Annotated in this window: 13 protein-coding genes; 6 read left to right on the plus strand and 7 right to left on the minus strand. The window is 40.2% G+C overall.

Features of this window, described 5'->3' with window-relative positions; all coding sequences use genetic code 11:
• Positions 1–107: 107 nt before the first annotated feature.
• On the plus strand, positions 108–305 hold the full coding sequence (locus ACS5PU_RS11710; RefSeq protein WP_439459350.1) for a hypothetical protein: 198 nt from the start codon (positions 108–110) through the stop codon (positions 303–305).
• Positions 306–392: 87 nt separating this feature from the next.
• On the opposite strand, the gene recA is transcribed toward ACS5PU_RS11710, so the two are convergent.
• The 5 genes from recA to ACS5PU_RS11735 form a co-directional block, all read right to left on the minus strand.
• On the minus strand, positions 393–1,406 hold the full coding sequence (gene recA / locus ACS5PU_RS11715) for a recombinase RecA (RefSeq protein ID WP_439459798.1): 1,014 nt from the start codon (positions 1,404–1,406) through the stop codon (positions 393–395).
• Between the two features lie 134 nt (positions 1,407–1,540).
• Entirely contained in the window at positions 1,541–2,206 is a 666-nt protein-coding gene (gene nth / locus ACS5PU_RS11720; protein WP_439459351.1) for an endonuclease III, read from the minus strand.
• Positions 2,207–2,610: 404 nt separating this feature from the next.
• Positions 2,611–3,795: an MFS transporter gene (locus ACS5PU_RS11725; RefSeq protein ID WP_439459352.1), complete on the minus strand. Its 1,185-nt coding sequence runs from the start codon at positions 3,793–3,795 to the stop codon at positions 2,611–2,613.
• Between the two features lie 884 nt (positions 3,796–4,679).
• On the minus strand, positions 4,680–4,874 hold the full coding sequence (locus ACS5PU_RS11730; protein ID WP_439459353.1) for a hypothetical protein: 195 nt from the start codon (positions 4,872–4,874) through the stop codon (positions 4,680–4,682).
• 88 nt (positions 4,875–4,962) lie between these two features.
• The gene (locus ACS5PU_RS11735; RefSeq protein ID WP_439459354.1) at positions 4,963–5,547 is read right to left on the minus strand and encodes an RNA polymerase sigma factor; all 585 of its coding nucleotides are present in this window, start codon (positions 5,545–5,547) and stop codon (positions 4,963–4,965) included.
• Between the two features lie 259 nt (positions 5,548–5,806).
• Here ACS5PU_RS11735 and uvrA point away from each other — a divergent pair, with 259 nt between their 5' ends.
• From uvrA to ACS5PU_RS11760, 5 genes are all read left to right on the plus strand, one after another.
• Entirely contained in the window at positions 5,807–8,620 is a 2,814-nt protein-coding gene (uvrA, locus tag ACS5PU_RS11740; protein WP_439459355.1) for an excinuclease ABC subunit UvrA, read from the plus strand.
• A gap of 50 nt (positions 8,621–8,670) precedes the next feature.
• Positions 8,671–9,282, plus strand: a complete 612-nt coding sequence (locus ACS5PU_RS11745) for a LysE family transporter (RefSeq protein ID WP_439459356.1) — start codon at positions 8,671–8,673, stop codon at positions 9,280–9,282.
• Between the two features lie 616 nt (positions 9,283–9,898).
• Positions 9,899–10,741 (plus strand): metallophosphoesterase family protein, encoded by an 843-nt coding sequence (locus ACS5PU_RS11750; RefSeq protein WP_439459357.1) that lies wholly within the window; start codon positions 9,899–9,901, stop codon positions 10,739–10,741.
• 3 nt (positions 10,742–10,744) lie between these two features.
• Positions 10,745–11,584 (plus strand): hypothetical protein, encoded by an 840-nt coding sequence (locus tag ACS5PU_RS11755; RefSeq protein WP_439459358.1) that lies wholly within the window; start codon positions 10,745–10,747, stop codon positions 11,582–11,584.
• A 23-nt stretch (positions 11,585–11,607) separates the two neighbouring features.
• Positions 11,608–14,049: a bifunctional YncE family protein/alkaline phosphatase family protein gene (locus tag ACS5PU_RS11760; protein ID WP_439459359.1), complete on the plus strand. Its 2,442-nt coding sequence runs from the start codon at positions 11,608–11,610 to the stop codon at positions 14,047–14,049.
• Positions 14,050–14,212: 163 nt separating this feature from the next.
• Here the strand turns inward: ACS5PU_RS11760 and msrA are convergent, their stop codons facing one another.
• Together msrA and ACS5PU_RS11770 are read right to left on the minus strand one after the other, a co-directional pair.
• Positions 14,213–14,704, minus strand: a complete 492-nt coding sequence (gene msrA / locus ACS5PU_RS11765) for a peptide-methionine (S)-S-oxide reductase MsrA (protein WP_439459360.1) — start codon at positions 14,702–14,704, stop codon at positions 14,213–14,215.
• 119 nt (positions 14,705–14,823) lie between these two features.
• Positions 14,824–15,699 carry a hypothetical protein gene (locus ACS5PU_RS11770; RefSeq protein ID WP_439459361.1) on the minus strand — a complete coding sequence of 292 codons (876 nt, stop codon included), beginning with the start codon at positions 15,697–15,699 and terminating at the stop codon, positions 14,824–14,826.
• Between the last annotated feature and the right edge of the window lie 165 nt (positions 15,700–15,864).

The raw sequence follows: 15,864 nt of genomic DNA on the forward strand, positions 1-15,864 counted from the left end.
TTTGTATCTTTATGGTTAAATAAGAATAGCATAATTAAGAAGGGTAATTTAAATTGCCAATTAAATCTTCCGACTTCGGACCTCTGACTTCGGACTAATAAAACTATATGACTGGAGCATCGTTAATATTTTGGATTGTTTGTGCAATACCGCTAATTGGATTACTGTATTGGCTGATTAGAAATGATAAGAATAAACTAAAGGGGAGTTGGGGCGTAATTATTCTGGGTGCTTTGGTGGTTGCAGCCTTATTGGTTATTGTATATGTAACGAAAGATTTTAATGCTATTTTTAGCCAGAACTAAACTTGGTTAAGTTTCAAAACCATAAAAAATGCCTTGTTAAATTTTTAACAAGGCATTTTTTATGATATTTTTAAATTTAAAATTGGCTTATTTCTCTGCTAACTTCTCGCCGGTTACTTCGGCTTTAATTTTAATTTCTAATTCTTCGGCCAGTTCAGGATTATCGCTTAACAATTGTTTTACGGCGTCTCTACCTTGACCAAGTTTGGTATCTCCGTAAGAGAACCAAGAACCCGCTTTTTTAATGATGCCAAAATCGACACCTAAATCGATGATCTCACCATTTTTAGAAATACCCTCACCGAACATAACATCAAACTCTGCAATACGGAAAGGAGGGGCAACTTTATTTTTAACGATTTTGACTTTAACGCGGTTACCCGAAACTTCATCAGAATCTTTAATCTGCGAAATACGACGAATATCTAAACGTACTGATGCATAAAACTTCAAGGCATTACCACCCGTAGTGGTTTCAGGGTTGCCAAACATTACACCGATCTTATCGCGCAACTGGTTGATAAAGATACAGCAGCATCCAGTTTTGGCAATTGTTCCGGTTAATTTACGTAAGGCCTGGCTCATTAAACGGGCATGTAAGCCCATTTTACTATCGCCCATTTCGCCTTCAATTTCGCTTTTAGGAACCAAGGCTGCCACAGAGTCAATAACGATTACATCTATAGCGCCTGAACGGATCAGGTTATCTGCAATTTCTAATGCCTGCTCACCATTATCTGGCTGAGAGATTAAAAGGTTATCGGTATCTACACCCAATTTCTTGGCGTAGAACTGATCAAAGGCATGTTCCGCATCGATGAAAGCAGCAATACCGCCTTTTTTCTGTGCTTCGGCAATAATGTGTGTAGCCAATGTAGTTTTACCAGAAGATTCTGGACCGTAAATTTCGATTACGCGGCCTTTTGGAATACCGCCAATGCCTAAGGCAATATCTAAACTGATTGATCCTGTAGAAATAAAATCTATCGGCTCAATGGCAGAATCGCCAAGTTTCATGATGGTGCCTTTACCGTAAGATTTCTCTAATTTATCTAAAGTAAGTTGTAGGGCTTTTAATTTATCTGGATTTGCAGTGCTCATTTCTTTTTTCATTGATGGCGTAAATATAATCGATTATCGGCTAATATGATCAAATGTTGATATTTATAATGCTAAAATATTTAGCTAAGTTAAATGTTTTTTGGCTAATGTCAATAGTAAATTGAAAATAATTTTTAAGCCTTTAATTTATCTCTTTCCTGCTGTGCCGTTAAGCGCTCAAAATACCGGCACATGTAGGTAATTTCGCAGATGTCGCATTTTGGGCTCCTCGCCACGCAAACATAACGTCCGTGTAAAATGAGCCAATGGTGGGCAATGTGGATGTCGTGTTCTGGCAGGTTTTTAACCAGGTCTTTTTCTACTGCTAAAGGCGTTTTGCCATTGGTTAAACCCAAACGGTTGGCCACACGGAAAACATGGGTATCTACAGCCATTGCAGGTGCATTATAAATTACCGATGCAATTACATTGGCTGTTTTACGGCCAACACCGGGCATCTTCTGTAAGTCATCAATGCCCGAAGGTACCACGTCGTTAAATTCATTAAGCAATATATTAGCCATACCTACCAGGTGCTTGGCTTTGTTATTAGGGTAGCTGATGCTCCTGATGTAATCGAAAACAATATCGGGTGTAGCTTCTGCCAGCGCTTTGGCATTTGGAAAACGCTGAAACAGGGCAGGGGTAACTATATTAACCCTTTTATCGGTGCATTGGGCAGAGAGAATTACGGCAACTAAAAGCTGATAAGGGTTATTGTAATGCAATTCGGTTTCTGCATCTGGCTGCTTGGCCGAAAAATGTTCTACAAAAAGTTTATAACGTTCTTTTTTAAGCATTGGCAAATATAGGGTAAAAAAGGAAGTGAGGAAATGTGTGTAGGAGGGAAGATGTAGGAGGTATAATGGAAGATGGATTGTTCAATAGTTCATTGGCCATTGGTTCATTGGTAAGCAAAGTTTAAAATTACAGGTGCCAAGTGGAAAATGCCAACTTGAAACTGCAAATTTTGAACCGCCAGCTGAAAGCTAATCCATTTCTTTCAATAACCTATCGCATTCGGCAAATGCATTACATCCTCTCGTTGGGGCTCCATGCCAATATAAACCAGAATAAAAGTTTTTGCGGACTTGCTATTGGAGCCACATTTGGGCGTATAAGGGAAAGGAATTGATTACTGGAAGATTGGTGATTGAATTAATTACACCGGGAGTGATTAATTCAATCACGCTTTTGTTCAAAATTAATGAAAAGAAGTGGCAGGCACTTTAATCGGCTCTGCTGCTCCCTGATTACTTTTGATTAACCAGAAAGCAAAGAAAGCACCAACTAAGGCCATTGCTGCACCAACATATGCGGGTGAGGTGTAATCGAAGCCATAAACCAGCGGAAGTCCACCGAAGAACGCGCCTAAGGCATTGCCGATATTAAAACTTGCCTGACTTGCAGATGCAGCCAGCATTTCTGATCCTTTTGCGCTCTGGATCATCAGCATTTGGATAGGTGCAGCCAAGGCAAATGATACTGCTCCGGTAATAAAAGTCATAACCAAAGCCAAAGGCTGGCTCGATGATACAAAATGTACAATGGTCAAGGTTACAACCATGGTTAACAGTAAGGCTACAGATGCTTTTGCCGGCGAAAATTTATCGGCCAGTAAACCGCCGATGTAGTTTCCGCACATCATACCAAGTCCTGCTAACATTAATATATAGGTAACTGCATTTGACGAAAAACCTGCAACCTCGGTCATTAAAGGGGCAATGTAACTGTACCAGGTAAATAAACCACCGGTTCCGATTGAAATCATGAAGATAATGATCCAGGCCTCTCTTTTTTTGAAAAAGCTTAATTCTGCCTTTAAATCACGATTTTTAGTAGCTTCCAATGCCGGTAACCACAATTTTAAGCTCAATAAAGTAACCAAGCCAACGAATACAACTACAGCAAAAGATATGCGCCAAGAAAAATTGTGACCAATAAAAGTACCCAGCGGCACACCAACAATATTGGCAATGGTTAAGCCCATAAACATTAACGATACGGCCTGTGCTGCCTTTCCTTTTTCGGCTATTCTGCTTGCTACTACCGAGCCTACACCGAAAAAAGCACCATGAGGTAAACCCGAAAGCAGCCTGGCCATAAATAACGTATCAAAAGTTGGGGCAAAGGCAGAGAAGGCATTAAATACGGTGAACATGACCATCAAAGCAATGAGGATCGATTTGGGTGGGTACTTACCTGCAATCATAATCAGCAGGGGCGCTCCGATAACCACACCTAGGGCATAAGCAGAAATTAAATGTCCAGCCTGTGGAATGGTAACCGCCAAATCTTTTGATATATCGGGTAAGAGGCCCATCATAACAAACTCTGTTATACCGATGCCCAAACCGCCTAAAGTGAGTGGAAGCAAGTTCTTGTTCATAGTGGAGTTAGTGTTAAATTTACACTATGTAAAGGTAGGGCTTTTTCTTTTAGGAGATTGTAAAAATTAGGACATTTATAGGAGGTGGAAGATATAAGATGGAAGATGTGAGATGGAAGAAGCAATGCATTATTGTTGGTGGGATTTTAAATATAGGTGCAGTTGGCGATTTAACAATCCTACAATTAAACAATTGTCAATATGGTACAGTTGACCAATTAACTTCATTAAGGAATTAAGAACATTAAGTTGCTCACGGCGATTCAGTTAACCAATTAACTATTATATGATTTTCAATGACTAGGTTGGAGTTAGGTTTTACCATTAAGTAATTAAGAGCATTAAGTTGCTCACGGCGATTCAGTTAACCAATTAACTATTATATGATTTTCAATGACTAGGTTGAAGTTAGAATTTTCCATTAAGGAATTAAGAAAATTAAGTTGCTCACGGCGATCCAATTAACCAATTAACTATTATATGATTTTCAATAACTAGGTTGGAGTTAGATTTTACCATTAAGTAATTAAGAACATTAAGTTGCTCAGGGCGATTCAGTTAATCAATTAACTATTTTACAATATTCAATAACTAGGTTGGAGTTAGATTTTATCATTAAGGAATTAAGAACATTAAGTTGTTCATGGCGCTTCAGTTAACCAATTTAAACAGTTAATCAATTAACCCTGCTTGGCAGTTTGCTGTTAGCAATCAAACAATTTAGCAATGGACATGAACAGTTAACCAGTTAAACAATTAACCGATTAACCATACTAAGCATTTTGCATGACCAATGACCAATGAACCAATGACGAATAAACAATAAACAAAAAAAAAGCTTGCCCCACCCTGTGGAACAAGCTTTTTTGGCTCGTGTAAATTTGTTACTTCGATCTGCTATAAGCTAAAATCTTGTTGATGGTTTCATCTTGAGGATTTTTAGCCAGTCTATCTAACTTACCTTTGATTTGATCATAAAATAAGTCGATTTCTGCGTCAGATTCCATATCAGTTTTTGGCTGAAACATGTTGGGTGTAGCTAAATTTACATTTGTTTTTGATGTAGAGGTTTTTGTCATAAGCAACTGAATGTGATAAGTTTTATAAACTTAACGATAGTTCAGATGCTTTATTTCAAGCCCCAAATTATTTTATGTAACAATTTCACTACCCTTTATAGGTCATCTCTTTTGTTTTGAGCATTTTACGCAGATTGCTCAGTGCATAGCGCATACGGCCAAGTGCGGTATTGATGCTTACATCGGTTAAATCGGCTATTTCTTTAAAGCTTAAATCGGCGTAATGGCGCATTAAAAGCACTTCTTTCTGCTCATCTGGCAATAAATGGATCATTGCTTTCAAATCTTTGTGGGTTTGGTCGCGGAGCATTCTGTCTTCTGCACTCTCATCATAAAAGTGTAGCATATTGAATACATCCATTCCATCCGCACTGGTGATGATGGGCGTTCTTTTTTCCTTTCTGAAATAATCTATAACCAGGTTATGCGCAATACGCATTACCCATGGTAAAAACTTACCTTCTTCGTTATATCTTCCCGACCGCAGGGTATTGATTACCTTTATAAAAGCATCCTGAAAAATATCCTCCGCCAGATATTGGTCCTTAACCAATAAGTAGATAGAGGTATAAATTTTACTTTTATGTCTTCTTAAAAGTTCCTGCAATCCATTCTCGTTCCCGGCAATATATACCTTTACCAGGTCCTGATCATTATATGATTGTAAATTCATAGGTTTACCTACACTAAATCCCGTACTATTTGCTAAAAATTAATTTGTAGATGTTTAATTTCTATAGCTTCTCTCCTATGTTTTTTTGATGTGTTAGTTTGGTTCTGAGGTTGTTAATATCCAAAGAAAGTTATTTTTTTATCAAAAAGCAAAAAATAAAATGTTAAAAAATAAATTAACCGTCTCAGTACCCTATTTTTGTATGTTCTTAAAACCCTAATTACTTTATGGGGTTTAATAAATATATTCTTTACAATACATGAGCAAAAAAGAGGCCGAAAAAGATCCGCACAAAAATATTATCATAAAAGGTGCCCGTGTGCACAACCTAAAAAACATAGATGTTGCCATTCCAAAAAATAAGCTTGTGGTGGTAACGGGTATGTCTGGTTCGGGGAAATCTTCGCTTGCATTTGATACTTTATATGCAGAAGGACAACGCAGGTATGTAGAAAGTTTATCTTCTTATGCCCGCCAGTTTATGGGCCGGATGAATAAACCGGATGTTGATTATATTAAAGGTATAGCCCCGGCAATTGCCATCGAACAAAAGGTAATTACCTCTAACCCACGCTCAACGGTTGGAACTTCTACCGAAATTTACGATTACCTTAAACTGCTTTTTTCGCGTATCGGAAAAACCATTTCTCCGGTTTCGGGAAAGGAAGTGAAAAAGGATTCGGTAAGTACGGTGGTTGATTATGTAAATGAAATGCCCGAAGGTACAACCGTAACCATTTTTTGTCCGCTGTACCCGCACAATAACCGTACAATTAAAGAAGAACTGGCCATCCTATTACAAAAAGGATTTTTAAGGGTTAGGATAAACGATAAAATAGAAAAGATAGAAAGTGTACTGGATGATGCAGATTTTAAAGATGCAGCCTTAACAGATGATAAAACCGTTCAGATCCTGATTGACCGTATTGTAACCAACCAGGAAGAAGAAACCTTAAGCCGTTTGGCCGATTCGGCGCAGACTGCTTTTTTTGAAGGCAAGGGCGATTGTTATCTTGAGGCCGATGGCAACACCAAACATTTCAGCGATCGCTTTGAACTGGATGGTATCCGTTTTGAAGAACCAACACCTAACTTTTTCTCTTTCAATAACCCTTACGGCGCCTGTAAACGTTGCGAAGGTTATGGAAATGTAATCGGTATAGATGAAGATCTGGTTGTACCTGATAAAAGTAAAAGTGTGTACGATAATGCCATTGCACCCTGGCGTGGGGAGAAAATGAACGTGTGGCTGCAGAATTTTATCAAAGCTGCACCGAAATTCGAATTCCCGATCCACCGCCCCTACAGTGCACTAACGGAAAAGGAACAACAACTGCTTTGGACCGGCAACCAGTATTTTGCTGGTTTAGATGCTTTTTTTAAGGAGCTGGAAGAGCAGACCTATAAAATCCAGTACCGGGTAATGTTATCGCGCTACCGCGGTAAAACCACCTGCCCTGATTGTAAAGGTTCGCGTTTGCGCAAAGATGCATCGTATGTTAAAATTGCCGATAAATCGATTATCGATGTGGTTTTGATGCCATTGGCCAAAGCCCTCGTTTTCTTTAACGAACTTAAATTAAATGCAAACGATACCAAAATTGCCAAACGCCTGCTGGCCGAGATTGATAACCGTTTTCTATATTTAAATAATGTTGGTTTGGGTTATTTGACCTTGAACCGTTTATCCAATACCTTATCGGGGGGAGAATCGCAAAGGATTAACCTGGCCACTTCATTGGGCAGCAGCTTGGTTGGATCTATTTATGTGCTTGATGAGCCGAGTATTGGTTTGCACCCGCGCGATACCAATAAACTGATAGAGGTATTGATTTCACTGCGCAACGTTGGCAATACCGTTTTGGTGGTAGAACACGAGGAAGAAATGATGCGCGCTGCCGATTTTATTATTGATATAGGTCCAGAAGCTGGTACACATGGTGGTAACCTTGTTTTTAGCGGCAATTACGAAGAAATATTAAAAGATAAAAACAGTTTAACAGGCCGGTATCTGGCTGGTATAGAAAAAATTGCTATCCCTGAGAAACGCCGTAAATGGAAAGATCATGTGCTGATTAAAGGCGCAAGGGAAAACAACCTTCAGAATATTGATGTAAAATTTCCACTGGGCGTATTTACTGCTGTTAGCGGGGTTTCCGGATCGGGTAAAACGAGTTTAGTTAAAAAAATCCTGTATCCGGCACTACAAAAAGCTATCGGAAACTACGCCGGTGAGCAAACCGGAGCCTATGATGGTATTTTTGGCAATTATGATCTGGTAAGTGCAGTAGAACTGGTAGATCAGAACCCTATTGGCCGCTCTAGCCGTTCAAACCCGGTTACCTATGTTAAGGCATGGGATGATATCCGCGCGCTGTTTTCGGGATTGGCCGCTGCAAAAGCTGCGGGATTGAAACCGGCTGCTTTCTCTTTTAATGTAGAGGGTGGCCGTTGCGATGTTTGCCAGGGTGAAGGTGAGGTAAAGATAGAAATGCAGTTTATGGCCGATATTTACCTGCCTTGCGAAGCTTGTAACGGTAAACGCTTTAAACAGCAGGTTTTAGATATAACCTATAAAGAAAAAAATGTATCCGAAATTTTGGATATGACCATTGATGAAGCTGTTGAGTTTTTTAAAGATGAGCAGAAGATCCTCAATAAGCTGAATCCATTGGTTGATGTAGGTTTGGGCTATGTGCATTTAGGGCAGTCTTCCAATACCTTATCGGGTGGAGAGGCGCAGCGTATCAAGCTGGCTTCGTTTTTAATTAAAGGTAACAATGCCAACAAAACACTGTTTATTTTTGATGAGCCAACCACTGGTCTGCATTTTCACGATATTAAAAAACTGTTGAAAGCACTTAACACTTTAATTGAGCAGGGCAATACCATTTTGGTGATTGAACATAATATGGATATGATCAAATGTGCTGATTGGGTAATCGATATTGGTCCTGAAGGTGGCGATGGCGGTGGAGAAGTGGTATTTGAAGGTGTACCCGAAGATCTGGTTAAGGTAGAAAAATCGTATACCGGAAAATATTTAGCATCGCATTTAAATTTAAATCCATAATTTCGGCAATGCTTTTTCTAACGTTTTTCATAGGCATTATCCTCAACGCTATGGGGTACATTCCCCCAGGCAACATTAACCTTACCGTTGCACAGCTTGCCATAAACAAGGGCATGCGCCAGGTTTGGTACTTTATCCTGTCGTTCTCTTGTGTAGAGGTTTTCTTTACCTTCGGTATGATGCGTTTTGCCCGTTGGGCCATGAGCGATATTAATCCGAACGAGGCTGTAAGCGAAGTGCGGCTGGGTACATTGGTAGACTGCTTTATGATTGTTATGTTTTTGGTGATGGGAACCATTACCTGGAAAAACAGGAAAAAAGTACCTAAAACCAGCAGTAAAAAAGAAGATAAACGCAGTGGCAGTGTTTTATATGGATTGATTTTGGGCGTATTAAACCCTGTTCAGATCCCTTTCTGGCTGTTTTTTGGCAACTACGTTATTTTACACCAATGGATTGAAACCGATTATCTTTCGCTTGTTATTTTTAGTTTAGGCTCGGGAGTTGGTTCTGCTTTGGCACTTTATCTTTATGCGCACTTTGCAACTTATATTCAAGAGAAGTTTGCATTGAGCAGTTTAATCATCAATAAATCTATTGCGATATTTTTATTCGCACTTGCGGTATACCTGATCGTAAAGCAAGCAATCGTTATTTTTTAGAATAAGCCATGGTTTGTGGCCCACAGACCATTTATTTTTATCTTTTTTGTCGGTTTTCTCATTATAGTGCTATTGTTTTCGTTCTGTGAGGACACACACCGAGGGATAATTATTTTTTAGAATAAGCCATGGTCTTTGGCCTACAGACCATTTATTTTTATCTTTTTTGTCGGTTTTCTCATTATAGCGTTATTGTTTTCGTTCTGTGAGGACACAGACCGAGGGATAGGATAAGATAAGCCATGGATAAGCCATGGTCTGTGTCCCCACAGACCATTTTTATTGTTTAGTCACGGAAGCACAGATATACACGGATGCTTAGCATAGTTCAAGCCTGTATCTGCGAGATCTGCGCAATCAGCGGGAACTCCGTAATTGTGTCCCGCAGATTTAAGAAGATAAACGCAGAATTGATTTTTAACCATAGGCTTCTTATCTTATCATTTGAAACAATAACTGCTCAAACTTCTTCGAAAGGCTTTGGAGAATAACCTTTTTCTGTTATAAAATTGATACATAATTAGTGTTCTGTTAACTTAATCATAACATTAAATTTATGTTTAAGAAGTCTGGTGATCCTAATATTGGGCTTTGATACAAAACATATCTTATCCTTATGCCTAACAGACGTTTTTTTCTGAAAAATAGTTTGGCCGCTGCTGTGGTGGCCAGTATTTCACCGGTTTTTTCTTCCTACGCTGAGGCGCATCCCGTGCCCGCTAAACCTGGCAAAGCACCCAAATTGCGTTTCGCTATTGCTTCTGATGGGCATTATGGGCAGCCCGGAACTGAATATAAGTTGCACCACGAGAATATTGTGAAATGGCTTAACGAAGCGCACGATAAAAACCCATTGAATTTCGTGATCATTAACGGTGATCTGGTGCACGATAGGCCAGAGCTTTTATCAGAAGTTAAAAAAGAATATTACGATAGGCTTAAAGTACCTTTTTATGCCATTCCAGGTAACCACGACCATGCCGACGCCAAGATCTGGAAATCGGTTTTTGGTTATGAGGATAATTTTTCTTTTGAAAAAAACGGTGTGGGATTTGTTTTGGCCAATACTTCCGATACCAAAGGAACCTACCTGTGCCCCAATAATGATTTTCTAAAACAGGAACTCGATAAGTTTAAAAACCTTAAAACAGTTTTTGTTGTACTCCATATCCCACCACATTTTTGGGTGCCTGAAAGCCCTTTTGTAGAATGCCCCGATACGGTTAAGCTATTGCACAGTTATGCCAATGTTAAGGCTGTATTCCATGGGCACGACCACAGTCTTGATGCGGTTTTTTATACCGATAAGCTGCCTCATTTTTTCGATGCACACATTGGAGGCAATTGGGGCACCGCTTACAAAGGTTACCGTATTGTAGAGGTTGATGAGCATGACAAGATCAATACGTATCAGGTAAATGCAAGCCAATCGCCATTGTTAAACGAAACCAAATTTTAAGCCATGAGAAAGATATTTTTGATGTTTGTTTTTGCAGCTACTATTTTAAATTGTGCAGCGCAGAAAATAAATGAAATGACACCGCAAATGAAGAGTGGTACCGATGCAGCTCAACCCTTTCTATTCTCTTTAAACACCCTTACGGCAGAAAACCCACGCTGGAATATCCACTATTCGGGAAGTTACGGAGAAAGAACCAACGGACAGTTTGGGTACGACGGTTTAGGGCAACAGTTTGGTGTTAAAGGTTATCTGGGCAGCCGGTTTACCCTTTATGCAACAGCAGCAATTGGTTTTGCCAATTCGGGAGGTGTTACCTCTGCTGAACAAGCTGAAGTAATCAGGGATTTGATTGGTGGTAAAGGGATAACTGGTTTTAGGTTGGGCGCCGGTTTAGGTTTAAGTAGAGATTGGTCGAATACAGGTTCGGCAATAAGCCGGATTACTGCTTCATTCGACCGTACAAACTGGAGGATGGCGGGCAACTTGCGTTTTGAAAAGGCCTTCGATCAATCGAGAGATAAACTGGATTTTATTACCAGTTTCGGGTATCAGCACCGTGTTTCGAATGTTTTATACCTCGGAATTGAGGCTTTGGGCCAAGATTTAGAAGGTTTTTGGGAAAAAGATGAAGCCGAAGGTGGCGCAAAAGTAATGATCGGTCCATCGATCAACCTGGAGCCAAACCATTCGAAACTGTCGTTCTCTATTTCTGGAGGACCGGTTTTTTATGCTACCCGTAGCCAGGTTATCCCATCAGAGGCCATCCGCGAAATTGGTTCGGTAGCATCGGGCAATGGCTATACCATTAGGGCCTTGGTTAATTTTAATTTACACCGTTAGTATTGCATATTCAATTAATAAAGATGAAAAAATCGTACTTGTTTATATTGTTGGGTTTTGTGTTTATCCAAAGGGGATTTGCACAGTGGCCTGGCAAAAACGAAACCACTCAGCAGATTTTATTGCCGAATGGATGGAAACTGAGCCCCGCTGGGCATTCGGTGCAATTGGGCGATCTGCCCTTAAATATGCAGCTGAGCGCTTCTGGTAAATACCTCGCCATTACCAACAACGGGCAAAGTACACAGTCGTTACAACTGCTTGATGCCAAAACAGAAAAGATTATAGATGAAAAGGTATTGAGCAAATCGTGGTATGGAATTGCTTTTAGCCGAGATGAAAAACACCTTTATGCCTCTGGTGGTAACGACAACTGGATTTTGGATTTCAATATCCAGAACGATAAACTGGGCAAAAGCGATACAATTAAACTCGGACCAGTCTGGCCCAAGGGGAAAATCTGTCCGGCAGGTATTGCCGTAAACAAGAGCAACAGTAAATTGTATACCGTAACCAAAGAGGATAGCAGTTTATACATTATCAACCCTGTTGAGAAGCAGATCTTAAAGAAGATTCAGCTTCCTGCCATTGCTTACAGTTGTGTTTTGGCAGCAGATGAAAGCAAGCTGTATGTTTCACTATGGGGCGGAAAATCTGTCGCCGTTATTGATCTGGCTTCAGAAAGTATTAAAGGGCTTATTCCCGTAGGCGATCATCCGAACGAGTTGTTGCTAAATAAAAAAGGCAATATGTTGTTTGTGGCCAATGCAAACGATAACACGGTTTCAGTTATTAATACGTTGAACAATAAGGTAATCGAAACCATTGCCACAACGCTTTATGCTACGCAATTAACAGGATCTACCACGAATGGTTTAGCCTTGAGTGGCAACGAAAAAACATTGTACATTGCCAATGCGGATAACAATTGCCTTGCTGTATTCGATGTAAGCAAGCCTGGCGTGAGCCAAAGTCAAGGGTTTATCCCGGTAGGCTGGTACCCAACAAGTGTTAAGGTGCTGGGCTCGAAAATTTTGGTTACCAACGGTAAGGGGAATACTTCTATGGCCAACCCACAGGGACCTCAACCAATTTCGAAAGTAGATAATAGTGGCTACCATATGGGCAGTACAGCCAATAGCCGATTACAGTATATTGCAGGTTTGTTTAAGGGCACCTTATCTTTTATTGATGCGCCAAAACCCGAGCAGTTAAAGGTATACACCAAACAGGTTTATGCCAACACCCCTTTTACCGATAAGCGCACCATTACTGCTGATGGTGAGGCTGGAAATCCGATACCGCGTAAACAGGGAGAAAAATCGCCGATTAAGCATGTTTTTTATATCATTAAAGAAAACAGGACCTACGATCAGGTGCTTGGCGATATGCCAAAGGGCAATGGCGATTCTACCTTAACCCTTTTTGGTAGAAAAATTACGCCTAACCAGCATGCTTTTGCCGATAATTACGTACTGCTTGATAATTTTTATGTTGATGCAGAGGTGAGTGCCGATGGACACAATTGGAGTATGGCTGCCTATGCCACTGATGTAGTTGAAAAAACCTGGCCAACCAGTTATGGTGCACGTGGTGGCAGCACAACCTTTGAGGGTGGCAGACCAGTTACTTATCCAAAAGGAGGTTTTATCTGGGATTATTGCCAACGCGCAGGGATAAGTTATCGCAGTTATGGCGAATTTGGCGATTATGGCAAAGCGAATATCAAATCGTTGCAGGGCCATATGTGTGCGGCATCGCCAGGTTTTGATATGGATATTAAAGATCAGGTAAGGGTAGATGCCTGGCAGCACGATTTCGATTCTCTGTTGGTTGCAGGTGTGGTACCCCAGTTTAATACTCTAAGGATCTCAAACGATCATACCAGCGGACAAAAGAAAGGGAAATATTCGCCTCAGGCGGCAGTTGCCGATAACGATTTAGCCGTTGGCCGTATATTGGAACATTTATCCCACAGTAAAATATGGAAAGAATCGGTTGTTTTTATATTGGAAGATGATGCGCAGAATGGTCCTGATCATGTTGATGCACACCGTTCGCCGGCTTATGTGGTTGGCCCTTACGTAAAAAGAAATACGCCTGTTCATACCATGTACTCTACTTCTGGTTTTTTACGCACAATGGAGCTGATTTTGGGTTTACCGCCAATGAGCCAGTACGATGCTGCTGCCATGCCACTATATGAATGTTTTACAGCTACCCCTGATTTTACTCCTTACACCGTAATTCAGCCGCTAATTGATTTAGATACCAGAAATGTAGCCGTTAATGAAAGCAGCAGGCGGTCTGAACTTTTCAACTTTGCAAAAGAAGATTCGGCACCCGATTTAGACTTAAATGAGGTGGTGTGGAAATCGGTTAAGGGCGAACAATCGGTAATGCCGGCACCAAAACGGAGTGCCTTTGTCATTCTGGAGAAAAAGAAAAAAGACGATGATGATTAGTGGTTAATCAAAATTCTACTTCAAACAAAAAGGCAATTTTCTAACCGAAAATTGCTTTTTTGTTATTTGCACCATGGTCTGTGTCCTCACAGACCATTTTGTTTATTTCCATACCTCATCAAAAGATTTCTCCACTACGGTCGAAATGACGATTTTGTGGGTGTTAATTCAATTTCCAATCTGGTCTTTCGAAGTGGCAGGTATAACCATAAGGGTTTTTCTGTAAATAATCCTGGTGTTCTTCTTCCGCATTCCAGAAATCGGTTTCAGGTACTACCTCAGTTACAATCTTTCCCGGCCATTTACCCGAAGCATCTAATTCTGTTATCAGTGCCTTTGCCGTTTCTTCCTGTTCTTTACTGTTAAAAAAAATGGCTGAGCGGTAAGAGGTACCTACATCATTTCCCTGCCTGTTGCGCGTACTTGGATCGTGTATCTGAAAGAAATATTCTAACAATTTACGATAAGATAATATAGTTGGATCAAAGGTTATTTCGATAGCTTCGGCATGTGTGCCATGGTTGCGGTAAGTGGCATTTGGAACATCACCGCCGGTATAGCCTACCACTGTAGAAACAACACCGTGATAATGACGTATCAGTTCTTCTACTCCCCAAAAGCAACCGCCTGCAAGAATGGCTTTTTCAGTATTCATATTTCTTTCCTTTTATTTTGATTAAAGATACGGCGAAGATGTGTAAAAGGAAAGTAAAGAAGAAGCAATGCGGGCTGTCTGTTCTGCGGCGATCGGTAAGGACACCGACCGGTGGAACGTTATTTATTCCAGCTAAAATCCATAAAACTTACATTGTTTGTGCGTGATGAACTTACCGCTATACCTTTTTCCTTGTTGGTGGTAAAGGTAAAACCTTCCAGTTCGTCGGCTTTGTCGGTATCAATTACACTTAAAACCGCCTCTTGTCCACTCTCGATTGATTTATCCAGATCTAAAAAAGTCAATCTCCATTTACGCCCCTCAACCTGGTTCTGTATCAGCACCAATATCCCTTTATCTGCAATAAAATGTAGGTTTTGTACCCATGGCGAGCAGTTAAATTTCTTGAATAAAATTCCTTTTTCGCTGGTTTTATCGGCCTTGGCCAAAGCTGTTGGATCGTATAGCCGAACCTGGTTTGTTTTGTTTCCATAATCTGCAGTGGCTACAAACCATTTTCCTTTGTAGTTGATGTATTCTGGCCTCGTTCCCTGTATGCAGGCATCATCTTCGATGGTTTTGATTAAGTTTCCATCTAAGGTGCCTGTTTTTATAAAACCTTCCCAGTTAATGCAGTTAATTACGGCTTTCCAAAAGGTACCCTCTGCATTTTGGCGTACCGAATTGCCCACAAAAGTGGGTAGGCCTTTATGGTAGGCAATTCCTGTAGGATGTTTAATGATATTTTCATCCTTAACGGTAAACTTAAATTCCCTGTTCTGGTAAATTAACGAGTCTTTTTGCAGTTGATATTCGCGCATTACCCCAACTTCCCTGTCGCCATAAAGATAATAGCGACCGTTTTGGTAAGTAATACCCTGGCAGGCACCTAAAGCATCAACTGTAGTATTTTTTGTGATTTTTCCGGTGGTTTCCTGGTACCAGGCCACGAAGAACATCACCACAACCATTAATATCGGATTCAATGTTTTCATCAGCAACTTTTGAGTTCAAATAACGGATTCTGTTATTAAAGGAACATTAAACTGATGTTATTCTTTATCGATTGGTAAATCGATTTATTTTATGCCCAATAGGACTTAATATTAATTTAAAAATGCAGCATTTCTGGGTAAGAAGACTTAACATAATGGATACAT

It is taken from the genome of Pedobacter sp. GSP4 (genome assembly GCF_051857575.1).
Lineage (GTDB): Bacteria > Bacteroidota > Bacteroidia > Sphingobacteriales > Sphingobacteriaceae > Pedobacter.

Coding starts and splice junctions, on each gene's coding strand:
- ACS5PU_RS11710 (WP_439459350.1), top strand. CDS start 108: ATGACTGGAGCATCGTTAATATTTTGGATTGTTTGTGCAATACCGCTA.
- ACS5PU_RS11755 (WP_439459358.1), top strand. CDS start 10,745: ATGAGAAAGATATTTTTGATGTTTGTTTTTGCAGCTACTATTTTAAAT.
- ACS5PU_RS11770 (WP_439459361.1), bottom strand. CDS start 15,699: ATGAAAACATTGAATCCGATATTAATGGTTGTGGTGATGTTCTTCGTG.
- ACS5PU_RS11730 (WP_439459353.1), bottom strand. CDS start 4,874: ATGACAAAAACCTCTACATCAAAAACAAATGTAAATTTAGCTACACCC.
- recA (WP_439459798.1), bottom strand. CDS start 1,406: ATGAGCACTGCAAATCCAGATAAATTAAAAGCCCTACAACTTACTTTA.
- ACS5PU_RS11745 (WP_439459356.1), top strand. CDS start 8,671: ATGGGGTACATTCCCCCAGGCAACATTAACCTTACCGTTGCACAGCTT.
- ACS5PU_RS11760 (WP_439459359.1), top strand. CDS start 11,608: ATGAAAAAATCGTACTTGTTTATATTGTTGGGTTTTGTGTTTATCCAA.
- msrA (WP_439459360.1), bottom strand. CDS start 14,704: ATGAATACTGAAAAAGCCATTCTTGCAGGCGGTTGCTTTTGGGGAGTA.
- uvrA (WP_439459355.1), top strand. CDS start 5,807: ATGAGCAAAAAAGAGGCCGAAAAAGATCCGCACAAAAATATTATCATA.
- ACS5PU_RS11735 (WP_439459354.1), bottom strand. CDS start 5,547: ATGAATTTACAATCATATAATGATCAGGACCTGGTAAAGGTATATATT.
- ACS5PU_RS11750 (WP_439459357.1), top strand. CDS start 9,899: ATGCCTAACAGACGTTTTTTTCTGAAAAATAGTTTGGCCGCTGCTGTG.
- nth (WP_439459351.1), bottom strand. CDS start 2,206: ATGCTTAAAAAAGAACGTTATAAACTTTTTGTAGAACATTTTTCGGCC.
- ACS5PU_RS11725 (WP_439459352.1), bottom strand. CDS start 3,795: ATGAACAAGAACTTGCTTCCACTCACTTTAGGCGGTTTGGGCATCGGT.